The sequence below is a fragment of the Sediminicoccus rosea genome (genome assembly GCF_033547095.1).
Taxonomy (GTDB): Bacteria; Pseudomonadota; Alphaproteobacteria; order Acetobacterales; family Acetobacteraceae; genus Roseococcus; species Roseococcus rosea.
The window spans coordinates 1,123,630-1,139,565 of sequence record NZ_CP137852.1 but is presented as its reverse complement, the minus strand read 5'-3'; the positions used below and the strand labels follow the sequence as shown (position 1 = coordinate 1,139,565).

Sequence of the window (15,936 nt, the reverse complement as noted above, 5' to 3'; positions counted from 1 at the left end):
ACAATCTCCTCAGGGCGATGTGCCAAAACGTTGCAACCCGCCAGGGGTTGCAACGTCCGGTGCGAAATCCCGCGGAGTTTCGCGTGGCCGGGGCCGCACGACAAGGCTCAGCCCTTCACATCCATCGCCTGCCGCAGGCCGTCGGAGACGAGGTTGAAGCAGATCGAGGTCACGAAGATGCAGACGCCGGGCAGCACCGCCACCCAGGGCTGCACATAGATCGCCGTGCGCAGCGTGTTCAGCATCAGCCCCCACTCCGCTTCCGGCGGCCGCGTGCCGAGGCCGAGGAAGGAGAGGCCCGAGGCCAGGATCATGCAGACCGAGATGAGCGAGGTCGAATAGACGAAGATCGGCCCCAGCACATTGCCCAGCACATGCACCCGCACGATCGTCACCGCGGAGGCGCCCGAGGCGCGCGCCGCATCCACGAAGTCGAGGTTGCGGACGCCAGTGGTAACGCTCTCCGCCACACGGATGATGGGCGGCACGAAGACCAGCGTCAGCGAGAGGATGGCGTTCATGATGCCCGCCCCCAGCGCGCCCGAGATGGCGACGGCCAGCAGCACCGAGGGGAAGGCGTAGAACACGTCGGTCACGCGCATGATGAGCATGTTCGTGCGGCCGCCGACGAAGCCCGCGATGACGCCGAGGAAGGTGCCGATCACAAAGGCAAGGGCCACGGGCACGATGCCCATGAACCAGGAGAGGCGGCCGCCATAGATCAGTCGCGTCAGCATGTCGCGGCCCAGCTCGTCGGTGCCGAGGGGGTAGTTCTCGGTGCCGATCGGGCGGAGGCGGCGGATCATGCTGCCCTGGAAGGGGTCGTGCGGCGCGATGTAGGGCGCGAAGACGATGATCATCAGCATGACGAAGAGCACGCTGGCGCAGAAGATCGTCACGGGGTCGCGCTTCAGGCGCTTCCAGACGCCCGCCCAATAGCCTTCGGAGCGGAGGACGGCGGTCTTCGCCTGGATGGCGAGCTCGGCGGTGGCGGCGGAGGTGCTCATGCTCAGGCTCGCTTAATCCGGGGGTCAAGCGCGGTCTGGACCAGGTCCACGCAGAGGTTCAGCGCGACGAAGAACATCGCCAGCACCAGGATCGTGCCCTGGAGCACCGGCAGGTCGCGCTGGAAGATGGCGCTGTTCAGCAAGAGGCCCGTGCCCGGCCAGGAGAACACCGTCTCCACCAGGATCGAGCCGCCCATGAGATAGCCGAGCTGCAGGCCGATCACGGCAAGCGCGTTCGGCGCCGCGTTCTTCACGACATGCACGAAGACGTTCCAGGAGGTGAGGCCCTTGCCGCGCAGGGCGACGACGAATTCCTGATTCATGATCTCGGCGACGATGCCGCGCACGGTGCGCGTCACGATGCCCATGGGGATTACGGAAAGCGTCACGGCCGGAAGGATCAGGTGCTGGATATGCTCCCAGTCCCAGGCCCAGTCGGCGCTGCCGCCCGGGCCGGCCCCCATCGCCGGCAGCCAGTTCAGCTGCACCGAGAAGATGACGACGAGCACCATGCCGAGCCAGTAATGCGGCACGGAAACGCCGGCGACGGCGGTGGTGACCGCCATGCGGTCCAGCAGCGAGCCGCGGAAGGTGCCCGCCAGCCCGCCCAGGATGCAGCCCAGCACGAAGCCGATGAGCGAGGCGGCGAAGGCCAGCGTCAGCGTGTTGCCGATGGCCGATTGCAGGTCGCTCCAGACCGGGCGGCCGGTGGCGAGCGAGCGGCCGAGGTCGCCCTGCACCACCTTCATCAGCCAGAGGCCGAACTGCACCGGCAGCGGCTTGTCCAGCCCGTAGTCGCGCCGCACCTGCTCGACCACCTCCTGCGGCGCGTCGGGCGGCACGATCGCGTTGATCGGATCGCCCGGCGCGATCTGCACCAGCATGAAGCAGACGAAGCCCACGGCGAGCGCGATGGGCACCGCGTAGATGAGCCTTCGGATCAGATAGAAAAACATCAGGCCCACCCTCCGGTCAGACAGTCATGCGAAACCGCTTCCGCCCCGCGGCGCCCTGGCGAGGCTTGGCCTCGCCAGGAGGAGCCGGGCGTGGAAGGCAGGAGCCCGAAGAGGGCCCCTGCGGAAGCGCGAAGCGGTTTCGTGGGGATCATTGGATGTGAGGCAGCCGCAGATCCACGAACCAGCTTTGCGGCTGGACATGGCCGCGCACCCGCGGGCTCATCGCGCGCGGGCCCACGTCATGGGCGATCCAGATGAACAGCGCCTCGTCCACGCCCGCCGCATGCAGGCGCGCCAGGGCCGCGTCACGCTCGGCAGGGTCGAAGGAGGTGCGGGCGGCGGCGACCATCGCATCGAAGCGCGGATCGTTAAACATGCCCCAGTTGTTGGAGACGGGCGGCGCCATCTTGCTGTCGTAGAAGCGCACCAGCGAGAAGAACGGGTCCATCGCCGAGAAGCTGACATTGGTGGCATGCGCGCCGCGCGCCGAGGCATGGCCGCAGCCGTTGCGCCAATTGGTGAAGAGCGCGTTCCACTCGATCACGTCGAACTCGACATTCACGCCGACCGTGCGGAGATCCTGCTGCAGGAACTCGTTCATCGAGAGCGGCTGCATCTGGCCCGAGCCGCTCGCGCTGATCTGCACGCGGATCGTCAGCGGTCGCTGCGGGCCGTAGCCGGCCTCGGCCAGCAGGCGGCGCGCCTCAGCCTTGTCGGTGCGGATCTGGAAGGTGGGATTGCCCGCCCAGGGGTGGCCGGCCGGATAGGTGCTGACGGCCGGCTGCATCATGCCGCCCAGCAGCGTGCGCAGGCCCTCGCGGTCAATCGCCAGGTTCAGCGCGCGGCGGACCCGCACATCGGAGAGCGGCGAGGAGGGCAGGAAGCAGGGCTGCCAGGGCCAGACATGCGGCTGCGGGTTGGTCGCGATCTGCATCTGGCGCGAACGCAGTTGCGGCACCGCATCAGGCGAGGGCGCCTCGATCCAGTCCACCTGCCCCGAGAGCAGGGCCGCGGTGCGCGCACTGGCCTCCGGGATGGGCAGCAGGATGATGCGGTCGAGCTTCGCCTTGGTGCCCCAGTAATTGTCGTTGCGGGCCATCTCGGCCCGCTCACGCGGGACGAGGCGCGTCAGGCGGAAGGGGCCGGTGCCGGAGGGGTTGGCGGCGAAGGCGTTCCAGGTCGCCTCGGCCGTCGGGTGCTGCGCGCGCAGGGCTTCCCAGCGTGCCGGGCTCGCCATGAAGAGGTTGGTGAGGTTGATCGGCAGCAGGCTGTCCGGCTCGCTGGTGAAGAGCGCGACGGTCATGTCGTCGATCTTCTCGGCGCGGCGCAGCGTAGGCATGCGGGTCGCGGTCACGCCCACCTGGCGCGGGTCGAAATGCGGGGCCTCGCGATCCAGCACCTTGCGGACGTTCCAGACCACCGCATCGGCGTTGAAGGGGCTGCCGTCATGGAAGGTGACGCCGGGGCGCAGCCGGAAGATCCAGCGCGTGCGGTCGTTCGGGTCGCTCGTCCACTCGGTGGCGAGGCTCGGGATCACGGTGGAGGGGCGGTCGGCCCGGCTCAGATCCCAGGCGGTCAGGCCGTCATAGAGGGGGATGCCGGTGAAACGGTTGCCCTCAAAGCCCTGGTCGGGCTGGCCGTGGGTCAGCGGGATGTCGGCCGCGGTCATGCCGATGCGCAGCGTGCCCTGCGCGGCGGCCGGGCCCGTGGCGGCAAGGGCGAGCGGCAACAAGGCCGCCATGATGACGTGACGCAAACGCATGTTCTTGATCCCTGTCTGGGGTTTCCTCACCCACCTACTTAGCGCCGAAGCGGCCCGGAGGGGCAAGCGTCCTGAACCGGATGATCGGCCAGCCCCCTCTTGCCTTTGCCCAAGGGCCGGGCACAACTGCCCGCCGATGAAGCTTCTCCTCCTCAACGGCAACACCGATCCCGCCATCACCGAGCGCATGGCGCAGGGGGCGAGGGGCATGTGCCAGCATGAAATCGTGCCGATGACCGCCCGTTTCGGGGCGCGCTACATCGCCTCGCGCGCGGCCTCGGCCGTCGCGGCCCATGCGGTGCTGGACGCGCTGGCATCCGAGATCGGGCGGGACAACCCCAAGGGCTATGATGCCGCCATCATCGGCTGCTTCGGCGATCCGGGGCTGGAGGCGGCGCGGGAGTGCTTCCCCATCCCCATCCTCGGCATGGCGGATGCGGCCATTTTCGCGGCCCTGCGCCTCGCCCCCCGCGTCGGCGTGCTGACCGGCGGCGCCGCCTGGGTGCCCATGCTGGAGGAGTTCTTCCTGCTGCGCGGCCTGGGGCCGGACAAGGTTCGCGTCGCCGCCATCCCGCCCACCGGGGACATGATCGCGCGCGAGCCGGTCAAGGCCGCCGGCCTGCTGGCCGAGACGGCGCGCGGCGAAGTGGCGCGCGGTGCGGGCGTGATCCTGCTGGGCGGCGCGGGGCTGGTCGGCCTGGATGCGCTGGTGGCCCCGCAGGTGACGGTCCCGGTGCTGGACGGGCTGCGCTGCGCCATCGAGGCTGCGGAGACCGCAACGGCCGCCCGCCAGCTCGGCTCCATCGCGCCCAGCATCGGCCTGTCGGACGCGCTGGCCGCGAGCCTCGCGGGTTAGGTCTTCACGAAGCGCCGGTTGCGCGCGGCGCCGTCCATCGGCGCCTCCGTGAAGCCGGCCTCGGCCAGCAATTCGGGGATGCCATTGCCGCCGGCCGCCGCATTGGCGCCGTCGATCTCCACCAGTACCTCGCACACATGGCGCCTGAGCGTGACCATGGCGCCGCGCAGGATGGCGGGCTCGATGCCGTCCACGTCGAGCTTGATGGCATCGGGCGGCGGCGGCGCGAAGCGGGCCATGAACTCATCCACCGAGAAGCCCGGCACGGCCTGGCGGAAGCCACCCTCCCGCGCCTCGATGCTGTGCATGGAATGGCCCGCGGCGGTATTCGCCATGTTCAGCGTGACGAGCGCGGTTTGCTCGGCGAAGGCCAGGCAATAGGCCGAGATGCGGTCGTCGAAGCCGTTGATCTCGATGTTGCGCGTCATCGCCGCGAAGCTGGACGCCGAGGGCTCGAAGGCCAGCACGCGCAGGCCACGCCGCGCGGCGAACAGGCTGTACAGCCCGATATTGGCGCCGATGTCCCAGAGCACGCAGCCCGCCGGCAGCCCCATGATCCAGGCCACCGTCTCCGGCTCGTCCTGGCCGAAGCCCTGCGGATCGTGCAGCGCCCGGGCCGAGGGGCATTCCACCAGCAGCGGCCCAGCCTCGGTCGGGACCGTCAGGCGCTGCACCAGCATCTCGGAGACCAGCGCGCGCGTGGCCTCGGCCCGGCGCGGGCGCATGGGGCGCGTGGCGTTGCGGACCAGGCCAGAGAGGAAGCGAGCAAGGCTGCGGCTCATGCGCGTTCAGTCACCGGCGACCATCCCTTCGCGGCGCGGGTCGGCGCCACCGAGCAGGCGCCGCGCCTCACCCTGGCGCTGGATGCGAATGAGGTTCAGGCCGGAATTCATCTCCCGCGCCTCGGCCGGCGCGCCGCGGGCGACCAGCGCGGGGGCGAGGCCGGCGGCGGCGGTGCCGCGCTCCACCTCGGTCATCGCGTTCAGGGCACCCACATGCGGCAGCGCCGCCGCCGCCTGCGGGTCGAGGTTCCAGTCGAGCATCGCGACCAGCGCTTGCGCCACATAGCCGATGATGCGCGCGCCCCCCGGCGAGCCCACCACCGCCTCCAACTGCCCCTGCTGGAAGACCAGCATGGGCGACATGGAGGAGCGCGGCCGCTTGCCGCCCTCGACGCGGTTGGCGACCGGGCGGCCCTCCATCTCCGGCAGGAAGGAGAAATCGGTGAGCTGGTTGTTCAGGAAGAAGCCCCGCACCACGACATGCGCGCCGAAGGCCCCCTCCACCGTCGTCGTCATCGAAACGGCACGGCCCTCGGCATCCAGAATGGACATGTGCGCCGTGCCGCCCTCGGGCTGCGGCGGCTGGCTGGCCAGCGGCGGGCCAAAGCGGCGTGGATTGCCGGGCTGCGGCGCGGCGATGGCGCGGTCCGGCGAGAGCAACTGCGCGCGGCCGGTCAGATAGGCGCCGTCCAGCAGGCCGGTCACCGGCACCGGCACGAAGCCGGGGTCAGCCATGAAGCGGTTGCGGTCGGCGAAGGCGAGGCGCCCGGCCTCGCCCAGCAGCATGGCGGAATCGAGCCCCGCGGGATCGAGCCCCGGCATCTCGAAATGGCCGAGCAGGCCCAGGATCTGCAGGACCACCGCCGCACCCGAGGGCGGCGGCGGGCCGCAGAGAGTATAGGCGCGATAGGGCAGGCAGAGCGCCGCGCGGCGCACCGGCGCGTAGCCCGCCAGGTCATCGGCCGTCATCAGGCCTGGGTTGGCGTGGCCGCGCACCGTGCGCACGATGTCCTGCGCGATGGGGCCGCGATGCAGCGCGGCGGCGCCCTCCTCCGCGATGGCGCGCAGGGTGGCGGCCAGCGCGGGATTGCGCAGCCTGGCACCCTCGGCCAGCGGTGCGCCCTCCGCCGTGAAGTAGATGGCCCGCGCCCCCGGGTCACGCCGCAGCGAGCCACCAAAGGCGCTGAGCAGCTGCGCCAGGCGGGGCGAGACCTCGAAGCCTTCCTCGGCGAGGCGGATGGCCGGGGCGAAGAGCTCGGCCCAGGCCAGCCTGCCATGGGCGCGATGCGCCTCCTCCAGCATGCGAACGACGCCGGGCACGCCGACCGCGCGGCCGCCCACCGCGGCGTCGAAGAAATCGAGGGGCCGGCCGTCGCGCAGGAAGAGGTCGCCGCGGGCGGCGGCGGGGGCCGTCTCCCGCCCGTCCCAGGCTGCAAGCTCACGCGTGGCGGGGTCCCAGTGCAGCAGGAAGGCGCCGCCGCCGATGCCGGAGGATTGCGGCTCCACCAGGGTCAGCACCGCCTGCACGGCGATGGCCGCATCCACCGCCGAGCCGCCGGCGCGGAGCATGGCCTGGCCGGCCTCGGCTGCCAGCGGATGCGAGGCGACGACCATGTGGTTCTGCGCCACCACGGGCTGCGCGGCCACGCGCTGCGAGGCCACTGGGGCGGCCATCAGCAGGAGCAGGGCAAGGAGGGGCGCGCGAATCACGCCGGCGGGTGTAGCCCTATTTGGCCGCCCCCGTCACGCAGGGGTGTCAAGCCGCCTTGTCAGGCGGCGCGGCGGCGCCCCCGATAGGACAGCGCCTCGGCCAGATGCGTGCGCTGGATGCTGGCGCTGCCGGCGAGGTCCGCGATGGTGCGTGCGAGGCGGATCGAGCGCACGAAGCCGCGCGCGGAAAGGCCCAGCCGCTCGGCCGCCTGTTCCAGCAATTGCCGCGCCTCGGGCAGCAGCCCGCCGCGCTCCTCCAGCAGCGCGCCATCGGCGGCGGCGTTGTGCCGCGGCCCGTCCTCGCCCCAGCGGGCGCGCTGGATGTCGCGCGCCGCCTGGACGCGGGCGGCGATGCGCTGCGTCGTCTCGCCGGCCGGCGCGCGCGAAAGCTCGGCCGGCGGCACGGCCTGGACCTGGAGGGTAATGTCCATGCGGTCCAGCAGCGGGCCGCTCAGGCGCTCGGCATATTCCTCGCCGCAGCGGGGCGCACGGGAGCACTCGCGCCCCGCCTCGCCCAGATGGCCGCAGCGGCAGGGGTTCATGGCCGCGATGCACTGGAAGCGCGCGGGATATTCCACATGCGCGTTGGCGCGGGCGATGACGGCGCGGCCCGTCTCCATCGGCTGGCGCAGTGCCTCCAGCGCGGGGCGCGGAAACTCCGGCCATTCGTCGAGGAAGAGCACGCCGTGATGCGCGAGGCTGATCTCGCCCGGCCGAGCGCGGGCGCCACCACCGATCAGGGCGGCCTGGCTTGCGGAATGGTGCGGCTCGCGGAAGGGCGGGCGGGTCAGCAGCTTGCCGTCGCGCAGCAGGCCGGCGACGGAATGCACCATGGAGAGTTCCAGCGCCTCGCCCGGCGTCAGGTCGGGCAGGAGGCCGGGCAGGCGGGCGGCCAGCATGGATTTCCCGGCCCCGGGTGGGCCGATCATCAGCAAATTGTGGCCACCGGCGGCGGCGATCTCCAGCGCGCGCTTGGCGCTCTCCTGCCCCTTCACCTCCGAGAGGCAGGGGCCGCGCCAGGCCTCGCGCTCCAGGCGTGGCGGCTCGGGCGGACTCATCACCTGGACGCCGCGGAAATGGTTGAGGATGGCCGGCAGGTCGGGCGGCGCCAGCACCTCGCCGCGGCCGGCCCAGGCGGCCTCGCCTCCCTGCGCGGCCGGGCAGATCAGGCCGAGGCCGCGCTGCGAGGCGCCCAGCGCCGCCGGCAGCACGCCCGCCACCGGCAGGATGGAGCCATCGAGCGAGAGTTCGCCGAGCGCCGCGAAACCGGCCAGTTCCTCCCGCGGGAGGATCTCCATGGCGGCGAGCAGGGCGAGCGCGATGGGCAGGTCATAATGGCTGCCCTCCTTCGCGAGGTCGGCCGGGGCCAGGTTCACCAGCACGCGCTTGGGCGGGAGCGCGAGGCCGAGGCCGGTCAGCGCAGCGCGCACCCGCTCGCGCGATTCGCCGACCGCCTTGTCGGCCAGGCCCACCAGCAGGAAGGCCGGCAGGCCCGGCGCCAGCTGGACCTGCACCTCCACCGGAACAGCGTTGATGCCGGCGAAGGCAAAGGTGGCGATGCGGGCGAGGCTCATGCCCGCGCAGTGTCTTCACCGGCACGCGCCCCTGGCAAGCCCTATTTGGCAAGCCCTATTTGGCAAGCCCTATTTGGCGAGGGCCGCCCGCACCATCCCCATGAAGCCGTTCAGATGCGCCGGATCGAGCCAGCGCGAGACGGCGACGATGCCCTCGGCCGGTTCCATCCAGGTGGTGTTGCCGCCGGCGCCGGAGAAGCACACGGCCCCCTCGCTCGCCGCCGGCCACTTGGTGCGGCCGGTGTTGAGCCAGAAGAGGAAGCCGTAATGCGGGTTCAGGGCGCAGGGCGTGCGGCAGAGATCCAGCCACTCCTTGGCGATGATCCGCTTGCCGTTCCATTCCCCATCGGCGGCGACGAGCAGGCCGACGCGCGCCTGGTCCTCGGCATTGATGATGATGCCGCCGCCCCAATGCCCGCCGCCCGAGACGCTCTCGATCATCCGGCCGTCAATCTCGACCTGGGAGGTGGCATAGCCGCGCCATTGCCAGCCGGTGCCGGCACCGATCGGCGCCATGATCCGCTCGGCCCAGATTTCGGGCAGCGGCCGGCGGAACAGGTGCAGCAGGGCCAGCGCCAGCGCGTTCACGCGCACGTCGTTGTATTCCCAGTAGCTGCCGGGCGGCTGCATGGGGCGCGGGCTGCGCTTCTTGCCCTGCCCTTCCACGCCGAGGTTCCGGCCGCGATCAATCAGGTCGCTCTTGCCGAAGAGCGTGCCCTCGAATTCGGAGGTGTTGGTCAGCAGATGCCGCCAGGTGATGGGGACGTTCTGAGCGGTGGCGAAGGCCTCATGCGGCACGCGGTCGCTCACGCGCGCTTCGAGATCGGGCAGCAAGCCCTCCTGCACGGCAAGGCCCGCCAGCATGGCGAGGTAGCTCTTGGCCACGCTGAAGGTCATGTCGGCGCGCGTAGGGTCGCCCCATTCGGCGATGCGCTTGCCGTGCTGGTAGATCACGCCGTTCGGGCCGCCACGCGGGGCGGTGGGGCCGATCACCGCATTGTCGGGCGGGCCTTCGAAGAAGCCGCCTTCCAGATGGGCCAGGATGTCGCGCGGCCAGGGGGTTTCGTGCGCCGCGGCGAATTCCGTCGCGGCCTTGAGGTCAGCGTTCACGCCGCGCGGCCACCCGGCACGGCGGCCGGGCCCGGCAGCTCGATGTCGATCGCGAGCGTGGAGAAATCGCCGCCGCGCTCCAGGTTGACCTGCACCTTGGCCGGATCGATCGCGACGTAGCGCGCGACGACCGCCACCAGCTCCTGCTGCAGCTTGGGCAGGAAATCCGCCTGGGTGCGGCTCACGCGCTCATGGCTGATGATGACCTGCAGACGGTCCTTCGCGGTGGAGGCGGTGCCCTTGGTCTCGCGCTCCTTGCGGAAGAAGTTCAGCCAGCTCATGCCGCCCTCCCGCCGAAGAGCTTGCCGAAGAAGCCCTTCTTCTTCTCGGGTTCGAGGAAGCGGTGCGGGCGTTCCTCGCCGAGGAAGCGCGCCACCGCATCGGCGTAGGCCTGGCCCGCCTGGCTCTCGGCATCCATGATCACCGGGTTGCCGGCGTTGGACGCCTTGAGCACGCTCTCGCTTTCCGGGATCACGCCGAGCAGCGGGATGGCCAGGATCTCCAGCACGTCGTCCAGCTTCAGCATCTCGCCGCGCTCGACGCGGGCGGGGTCGTAGCGCGTGAGCAGCAGATGCTGCTTCACCGGGTCCTTCCCCTCCTCGGAGCGCTTGGTGCGCGATTGCAGCACGCCCAGGATGCGGTCGCTGTCGCGCACGCTCGACACTTCAGGGTTGGTGACGACGATGGCCTGGTCGGCGAAATAGAGCGCGAGCAGCGCGCCCTTCTCGATGCCGGCGGGGCTGTCGCAGAGGATGTAGTCGAACTCCTTCGACAGCTCCTCGATGATGCCCTGCACGCCTTCCTTGGTCAGCGCATCCTTGTCCCGCGTCTGGGAGGCCGGAAGGATGGAGAGGCCCTCCACGCGCTTGTCCTTGATCAGCGCCTGGGAGAGCTTGGCCTCGCCCTGCACGACATTCACGATGTCGAAGACGACGCGCCGCTCGACGCCCATGATGAGGTCGAGGTTGCGCAGCCCCACGTCGAAATCGATGACGACGGTCTTCTTGCCGCGCTGCGCGAGGCCGGTGGCGAAGGCGGCGGAGCTGGTGGTCTTGCCCACGCCCCCCTTGCCCGATGTGACGACGATCACCTGCGCCATGCTGTGTTCCTTCGTGAGTGGTTCAAGGATTCAACCGAAGGGGTCGAACCGCAATTGCTCGCCATCGAGGCGCACCTGCACGCCCCGGCCGATGGAGGCGGGGGTCAGCCCCTCGCGCACCGCGTAGAACCCGGAGATGGCCACCAGCTCCGGGTCGAAATTCTGGGCGAAGATGCGCGCCTCGCCATCCTCCGAGGCGCCGGCCAGCGCCCGGCCACGCAGCGCGCCGTAGATGTGGATATTGCCATCGGCCAGCACCTCGGCCCCGGCATTGACCGAGCCCACGACGATCAGGTCGCTCCCCTCGGCATAGACGCGCTGCCCGGCGCGGACATTCTGGTTCACGACCATGGTCCGCGCGGCGGGGGCCGGGCGCGGCGGCTCGGCTGTGGCGGCGGGCGCGATGGCGACCGGCGGGGCCGCGACGGGCGAGGGCGCCTCCACCTCCGTGTCGCGCTGGCCGGCCGGGCGCAGCGTGGGCAGGCCGGCGCCGGCGGCGGCGGCGCGCAGCAATTGCGGCCCGCCCACCACGCCGATCGGCAGGATCTCCAGCGCGCGCAGCCCGGCGACCAGGGCGGGGAAATCCACCTGTTCGCCGCCCAGGTCATCGAGGCTGATGGCGATGGGGGCATAGCGCAGGAAGCCGGGCGCTTTCCGGAACTGGTCCCCCAGCGCCGGCAGCACCGCCCCGACATCGCCCGTCAGCAGCCGTAGCGTCAGCAGGCTGTAGTTGCTGCCGCGCAGGCGGAAGGTTTCGGTGGGCGGGCCGGAAGGGGGCTGAATGGGCCTAGCTTCGGCGGTCATGGGGTCCAAGGGCTTCCCGGGGCAACAGGTGAAGCCGGTGTGATAGCCGCCCGCGCGCCGCCAGCGAAGCCCCAACTGCGGGAGCGGGAGTGGAATCCGTGCCGAATCCGCCGCATGCTGGCCTCATGTCCAAGAACAAGCCCGAGACCCTGATCCTCGCCGAGCCCTTCCGCGCCCTGTTCTACGCCCCCTATTACCTGGCCGAGGCGCGCGGCGCCTTCACCCGGAATGGGCTGGACCTGCGGATGGAAACCGCCGGCACCCCCACCTTGGCCGCCGAGGCCGTGCTGGCAGGCCGCGCCGACCTCGCCTGGAGCGGGCCGATGCGCGTCATGCAGCACCGCGCGGCGGACCCCGCCTCCCCGCTTACGGCCTTCTGCGCCGTCATCATGCGCGACCCCTTCCTGATCATGGGCCGTTCGGCCCGCGAGGGGCTGCATCTGGCGGAGTTGAACGGCTTCCGCCTGGGACTCGTGACCGAGGTGCCCACCCCCGTCTGGTGCCTGGCCGATGCGGTGGCCCGCGCCGGCGGCCGCAAGGTGAAGGACCGCGCGGGCGGGACCATGGCGCAGAACGTGGCCTCCCTGCTGGAAGGCAAGCTCGACGCCATCCAGGTCTTCGAGCCCTTCGCCTCGCAGGTGGAGGAGGCGGGCGGCGCGGTCTGGTTCAGCCAGGCCAGCACCGGGCCGATGGCCTATAGCTCGCTCTACAGCACGACCGAGACGCTCGCATCGCGGCGCGAGGCGATGCGCGGCATGGTGCGCGCCCTGGCCGAGACGCTGCGCTGGATGGAGACGGCCGCACCGGCCGAGATCGCGACGCTGCTGGAAGCGCGCTTCCCCGACTTGCCGCAGGCCACGCGGGAACGCGCCGTGGCGCGCTACCAGGCAGCGGGCCTGTGGACCGACGGCCCGCATATGCCCCGCGCCGCCTTCCAGGCCCTGGGCGAGGCCATGATCCGCGCCGGCGCCCTGCCGCATATCCCGGATTTCGACCTCTGCGTGGATGAGGCGGTGGTGGCGGAGGCGCTGGCCCAGGGGGCGCAGGCAAAGGGGGCGCTGCCATGAGGGCGCCGCCTGGCAACCGGAGCGACTACCGGTGGTTCCTGCCCATGCCCACGCGCTGGATGGACAACGACATCTACGGCCACATGAACAACGTCCAGCACTACAGCTTCTTCGACACGCTGGTCGCGCGCTTCCTGCTGGCGCATGGCGTGCTGGACCTCAAGAGCAGCGAGCATGTCGGCCTCGTCGTCGAGACGGGCTGCCGCTACCACGCGCCCCTCGCCTTCCCGGACGAGATCACGGGCGGGCTGCGCGTCACGCGCCTCGGCACCTCCTCCATCACCTATGCGCTCGCGCTGTTCCGCAATGACGAGGAGCGCGCGGCGGCGGAGGGGCACTTCACCCATGTCTATGTGAAGCGCGCCGCGCAATCCGAGACCGTGCCCCTGCCCGCCGCGCTGCGCGCCGCGGGGGAGGCGGTGAAAGGGTGAACCCGCTCGCGGACCGGCGCCTGCTGGTTGCCTGTCCGCTGCTGGGGCTGCTGGCGGGCGCCCTGCTCTGGTGGGTGGGCGGGCGGCCCGAGGTCGCGCTCGCCATGGGCACGCTGCCCGTCCTGGTGCTGCTGGTGGCCGAGATGGTCCGCAGCCTGCGGCAGGGCGCCTTCGGGCTGGACCTGATCGCCGCACTCGCCATGGCGGCCGGCCTCGCGATGGGCGAGCCGCTGGCGGCCTGCATCGTCGCGCTCATGTATGCGGGCGGGCAGTATCTCGAGGACTACGCCCATCGCCGCGCCGGCGCCGAGATGACGGCACTGCTGGCCCGCCAGCCGCGCACCGCGCTGCGGCATGACGATGGCGCGCTGACCGAAATCCCCATCGAGGACATCGCGGTGGGCGACCTGCTGCTGATCCGCCGCGGCGCCGTGCTGCCGGTGGATGGCACGCTAGCCTCGCCGCTCGCCATGCTCGACACGGCGGCGCTGACCGGCGAGCCCATGCCGGTGCGCGTCACCGAGGGCGAGGCCATGCTCTCCGGCTGCGCCAATGCGGGCGATGCCTTCGACCTGCGCGCCACCACCGACGCGGGGGCCAGCACCTATGCCGGCATCGTGCGCATGGTGCGGGCCGCGGCCGACAGCCGGGCGCCCATGGCGCGTCTGGCGGACCAATGGTCGGTCGGCTTCCTGCTGCTCACGCTCGCCATGGCGGGCGGCGCCTGGGCGCTGACGGGCGAGGCGCAGCGCGCGCTTGCCGTGCTGGTCATCGCCACGCCCTGCCCGCTGATCCTCGCCGTGCCGGTGGCCTTGCTGGCGGGGCTCTCGCGCACGGCCAAGCTCGGCGTGCTGGTGAAGTCGGCGGCGGTGCTGGAGGCGATGGCGCGGATCCGCGTGCTGGTCATCGACAAGACCGGCACGATCACGGCGGGCGCGCCCTCGCTCGTCGCCATGGAAGGCCCGGAGGAGGCGCTGCGCCTCGCCGCCTCGCTCGACCAGGCCTCCGAGCATCCCATCGCCCGCGCCCTGGTCGCCGCCGCCCGCGCGCGCGGCCTCGCGCTCAGCGTGCCGGAGGAGGTGCACGAGACGCCAGGCGAGGGGCTGACCGGCCTGGTGGAGGGCCGCCGCGTGGCGGTGGGCGGACCCAATTGGGTGGCCGAGATGACGGGCGCGCCCGCCCTGCCGCTCCCGGCCGGCAAAGTGCCAGAGGGGGCGATGCGCTGCGCCATCGCGCTGGATGGCGCCCAGGCCGCGACCCTCGTCTTCGCCGACCAGTTGCGCCCCGATGCGATCGCGACCATCGCCACCCTGCGCGCGCAGGGCATCCGCCGAATCATCCTCGCTTCAGGCGATGCCAATGCGCCGGTGCGCGCGGCGGGGGCGGCCATCGGCGCCGATGCGGCGCATGCGCGGCAAAGCCCGGCCGACAAGGTCGCGCTGATCGCGGCCGCGCGCCCGGAAGGCCCGGTGCTGATGCTGGGCGACGGGCTGAACGACGCGCCGGCCCTGGCCGCGGCCGATGTCGGCGTCGCCGTCGCCACCAAGGGGGCCGCGGCGGCCGAGGCGGCGGATGCGGTGCTGCTGGTGGATGGCCTCGCGCATCTCGCGGGCACGCTCGCCGCCGCCCGGCGCGCGCGCGCCATCGCGCTGCAAAGCGTGACCATCGGCATCGGCCTCTCCAGCCTCGGCATGGTGCTCGCCGCCTTCGGCTATCTGAGCCCCGTGCAGGGCGCCCTGATCCAGGAGGCCATTGACGTGGCGGTGATTCTCAATGCCCTTCGCGCCCTGACCGATTGATCCCCAGGGAGCGGACCATGCCCGAACTGAAGCGCCTCGCCATCCTCGACGACTACCAGGACGTGACCCTTGCCATGGGCCCCTGGGACCGGCTGCCCGGCCTCGAGAAGACCGTCTTCCGCGACACCATCGCCGACCGGGAGGCGCTGGTGCAGCGCCTCATGCCCTTCGACGCCATCCTCGCCATGCGCGAGCGGACGCCCTTCCCGCGCGCGCTGATCGAGCGCCTGCCCAACCTCAAGCTGCTGATCACGACCGGTGAGCGCAATCGCGGCATCGACGCCGAGGCCTGCGCGGAGCGGGGCATCGTCTTCTCCGGCACGCCGAGCTTCGGCGCGCCCACGGTGGACCTGACCTGGGGCCTGATCCTCTCGCTCGCGCGCCGCATCCCCGAGCAGGTCGGCGCGCTGCATGCCGGACGATGGCAGACGGCGCTGGGCCAGGGGCTGGAAGGCCGCACGCTGGGCGTGGTCGGCCTCGGCAAGCTGGGCACCAAGGTCGCCAAGGTGGGGCAGGCGCTGGGCATGAGGGTCATCGCCTGGAGCACCAATCTGACGGCCGAGGCCGCCGCCGCCGTGGGCGCCACGCGCGTGGAGAAGCAGGAGCTTTTCGCCCAGGCCGATGTGGTGACGCTGCACCTGATCCTCTCAGAGCGCTCGCGCGGCATCGTGGGGGCCACCGAACTGGCCGCGATGAAGCCGGGGGCGATGCTGGTGAACACCTCGCGCGGGCCCTTGGTGGACCAGCCGGCGCTGCTGGAGGCGCTGCATGCCGGGCGCATCCGCGCGGGCATCGACGTCTATGACATCGAGCCGCTGCCGGCCGACCACCCGCTGCTCAAGGCGCCCAACACCGTGCTGACGCCGCATCTGGGTTACGTCACGGAGGAGAATTACCGCGCCTATTTCCAGGGCGCGGTGGAGGCGATCGAGGCGTTCCAGGCGGACGCACCCATTCGCGTCATCAAGGGCTGAGGCGC

15 protein-coding genes are annotated in these 15,936 nt (G+C 71.4%); 5 read left to right on the top strand and 10 right to left on the bottom strand.

The genetic code is table 11. The annotated features are described in order from the left end of the window. Nucleotides 1–107: 107 nt before the first annotated feature. The 3 genes from R9Z33_RS05320 to R9Z33_RS05310 all read right to left on the bottom strand — a co-directional run bounded on the left by R9Z33_RS05320 (nucleotide 108) and on the right by R9Z33_RS05310 (nucleotide 3,725). On the bottom strand, nucleotides 108–1,007 hold the full coding sequence (locus R9Z33_RS05320) for an ABC transporter permease (RefSeq protein ID WP_318650263.1): 900 nt from the start codon (nucleotides 1,005–1,007) through the stop codon (nucleotides 108–110). Nucleotides 1,008–1,009: 2 nt separating this feature from the next. Next, complete coding sequence (locus R9Z33_RS05315; protein ID WP_318650262.1) at nucleotides 1,010–1,963, bottom strand: ABC transporter permease; 954 nt, start codon at nucleotides 1,961–1,963, stop codon at nucleotides 1,010–1,012. 148 nt (nucleotides 1,964–2,111) lie between these two features. After that, nucleotides 2,112–3,725 (bottom strand): ABC transporter substrate-binding protein, encoded by a 1,614-nt coding sequence (locus R9Z33_RS05310; RefSeq protein WP_318650261.1) that lies wholly within the window; start codon nucleotides 3,723–3,725, stop codon nucleotides 2,112–2,114. Between the two features lie 136 nt (nucleotides 3,726–3,861). On the opposite strand from R9Z33_RS05310, the gene R9Z33_RS05305 reads away from it, so the two are divergent. Beyond that, complete coding sequence (locus R9Z33_RS05305) at nucleotides 3,862–4,581, top strand: aspartate/glutamate racemase family protein (protein ID WP_318650260.1); 720 nt, start codon at nucleotides 3,862–3,864, stop codon at nucleotides 4,579–4,581. On the opposite strand, the gene R9Z33_RS05300 is transcribed toward R9Z33_RS05305, so the two are convergent. The 7 genes from R9Z33_RS05300 to minC form a co-directional block, all read right to left on the bottom strand. Continuing rightward, complete coding sequence (locus tag R9Z33_RS05300) at nucleotides 4,578–5,363, bottom strand: FkbM family methyltransferase (RefSeq protein WP_318650259.1); 786 nt, start codon at nucleotides 5,361–5,363, stop codon at nucleotides 4,578–4,580. The two genes, R9Z33_RS05305 and R9Z33_RS05300, sit on opposite strands and share 4 nt — an antisense overlap. A gap of 6 nt (nucleotides 5,364–5,369) precedes the next feature. Then, the gene (ggt, locus tag R9Z33_RS05295; RefSeq protein WP_318650258.1) at nucleotides 5,370–7,037 is read right to left on the bottom strand and encodes a gamma-glutamyltransferase; all 1,668 of its coding nucleotides are present in this window, start codon (nucleotides 7,035–7,037) and stop codon (nucleotides 5,370–5,372) included. Between the two features lie 95 nt (nucleotides 7,038–7,132). Further along, nucleotides 7,133–8,647, bottom strand: a complete 1,515-nt coding sequence (locus R9Z33_RS05290) for a YifB family Mg chelatase-like AAA ATPase (RefSeq protein ID WP_318650257.1) — start codon at nucleotides 8,645–8,647, stop codon at nucleotides 7,133–7,135. Nucleotides 8,648–8,716: 69 nt separating this feature from the next. Then, a complete protein-coding gene (locus R9Z33_RS05285; protein ID WP_318650256.1) occupies nucleotides 8,717–9,757 on the bottom strand; it encodes a serine hydrolase domain-containing protein in 1,041 nt (346 codons plus the stop codon). Continuing rightward, nucleotides 9,754–10,038: a cell division topological specificity factor MinE gene (gene minE, locus R9Z33_RS05280; protein ID WP_318650255.1), complete on the bottom strand. Its 285-nt coding sequence runs from the start codon at nucleotides 10,036–10,038 to the stop codon at nucleotides 9,754–9,756. Before minE ends, R9Z33_RS05285 begins: the two co-directional genes overlap by 4 nt. Beyond that, on the bottom strand, nucleotides 10,035–10,856 hold the full coding sequence (gene minD / locus R9Z33_RS05275; protein ID WP_318650254.1) for a septum site-determining protein MinD: 822 nt from the start codon (nucleotides 10,854–10,856) through the stop codon (nucleotides 10,035–10,037). Before minD ends, minE begins: the two co-directional genes overlap by 4 nt. A 30-nt stretch (nucleotides 10,857–10,886) precedes the next feature. Next, nucleotides 10,887–11,660, bottom strand: coding sequence for a septum site-determining protein MinC (gene minC / locus R9Z33_RS05270; protein WP_318651616.1), 774 nt, complete (start codon nucleotides 11,658–11,660; stop codon nucleotides 10,887–10,889). A 125-nt stretch (nucleotides 11,661–11,785) separates the two neighbouring features. Here minC and R9Z33_RS05265 point away from each other — a divergent pair, with 125 nt between their 5' ends. The 4 genes from R9Z33_RS05265 to R9Z33_RS05250 are packed head-to-tail and all read left to right on the top strand — an operon-like array spanning nucleotide 11,786 to nucleotide 15,931. Then, a complete protein-coding gene (locus R9Z33_RS05265; RefSeq protein ID WP_318650253.1) occupies nucleotides 11,786–12,727 on the top strand; it encodes an ABC transporter substrate-binding protein in 942 nt (313 codons plus the stop codon). Beyond that, complete coding sequence (locus R9Z33_RS05260; protein WP_318650252.1) at nucleotides 12,724–13,158, top strand: acyl-CoA thioesterase; 435 nt, start codon at nucleotides 12,724–12,726, stop codon at nucleotides 13,156–13,158. Before R9Z33_RS05265 ends, R9Z33_RS05260 begins: the two co-directional genes overlap by 4 nt. Beyond that, a complete protein-coding gene (locus R9Z33_RS05255) occupies nucleotides 13,155–14,957 on the top strand; it encodes a heavy metal translocating P-type ATPase (RefSeq protein WP_318650251.1) in 1,803 nt (600 codons plus the stop codon). The genes R9Z33_RS05260 and R9Z33_RS05255 overlap by 4 nt, the downstream gene beginning before the upstream one ends. 17 nt (nucleotides 14,958–14,974) lie before the next feature. Next, a complete protein-coding gene (locus tag R9Z33_RS05250; RefSeq protein WP_318650250.1) occupies nucleotides 14,975–15,931 on the top strand; it encodes a D-2-hydroxyacid dehydrogenase family protein in 957 nt (318 codons plus the stop codon). The last annotated feature ends 5 nt before the right edge of the window (nucleotides 15,932–15,936 follow it).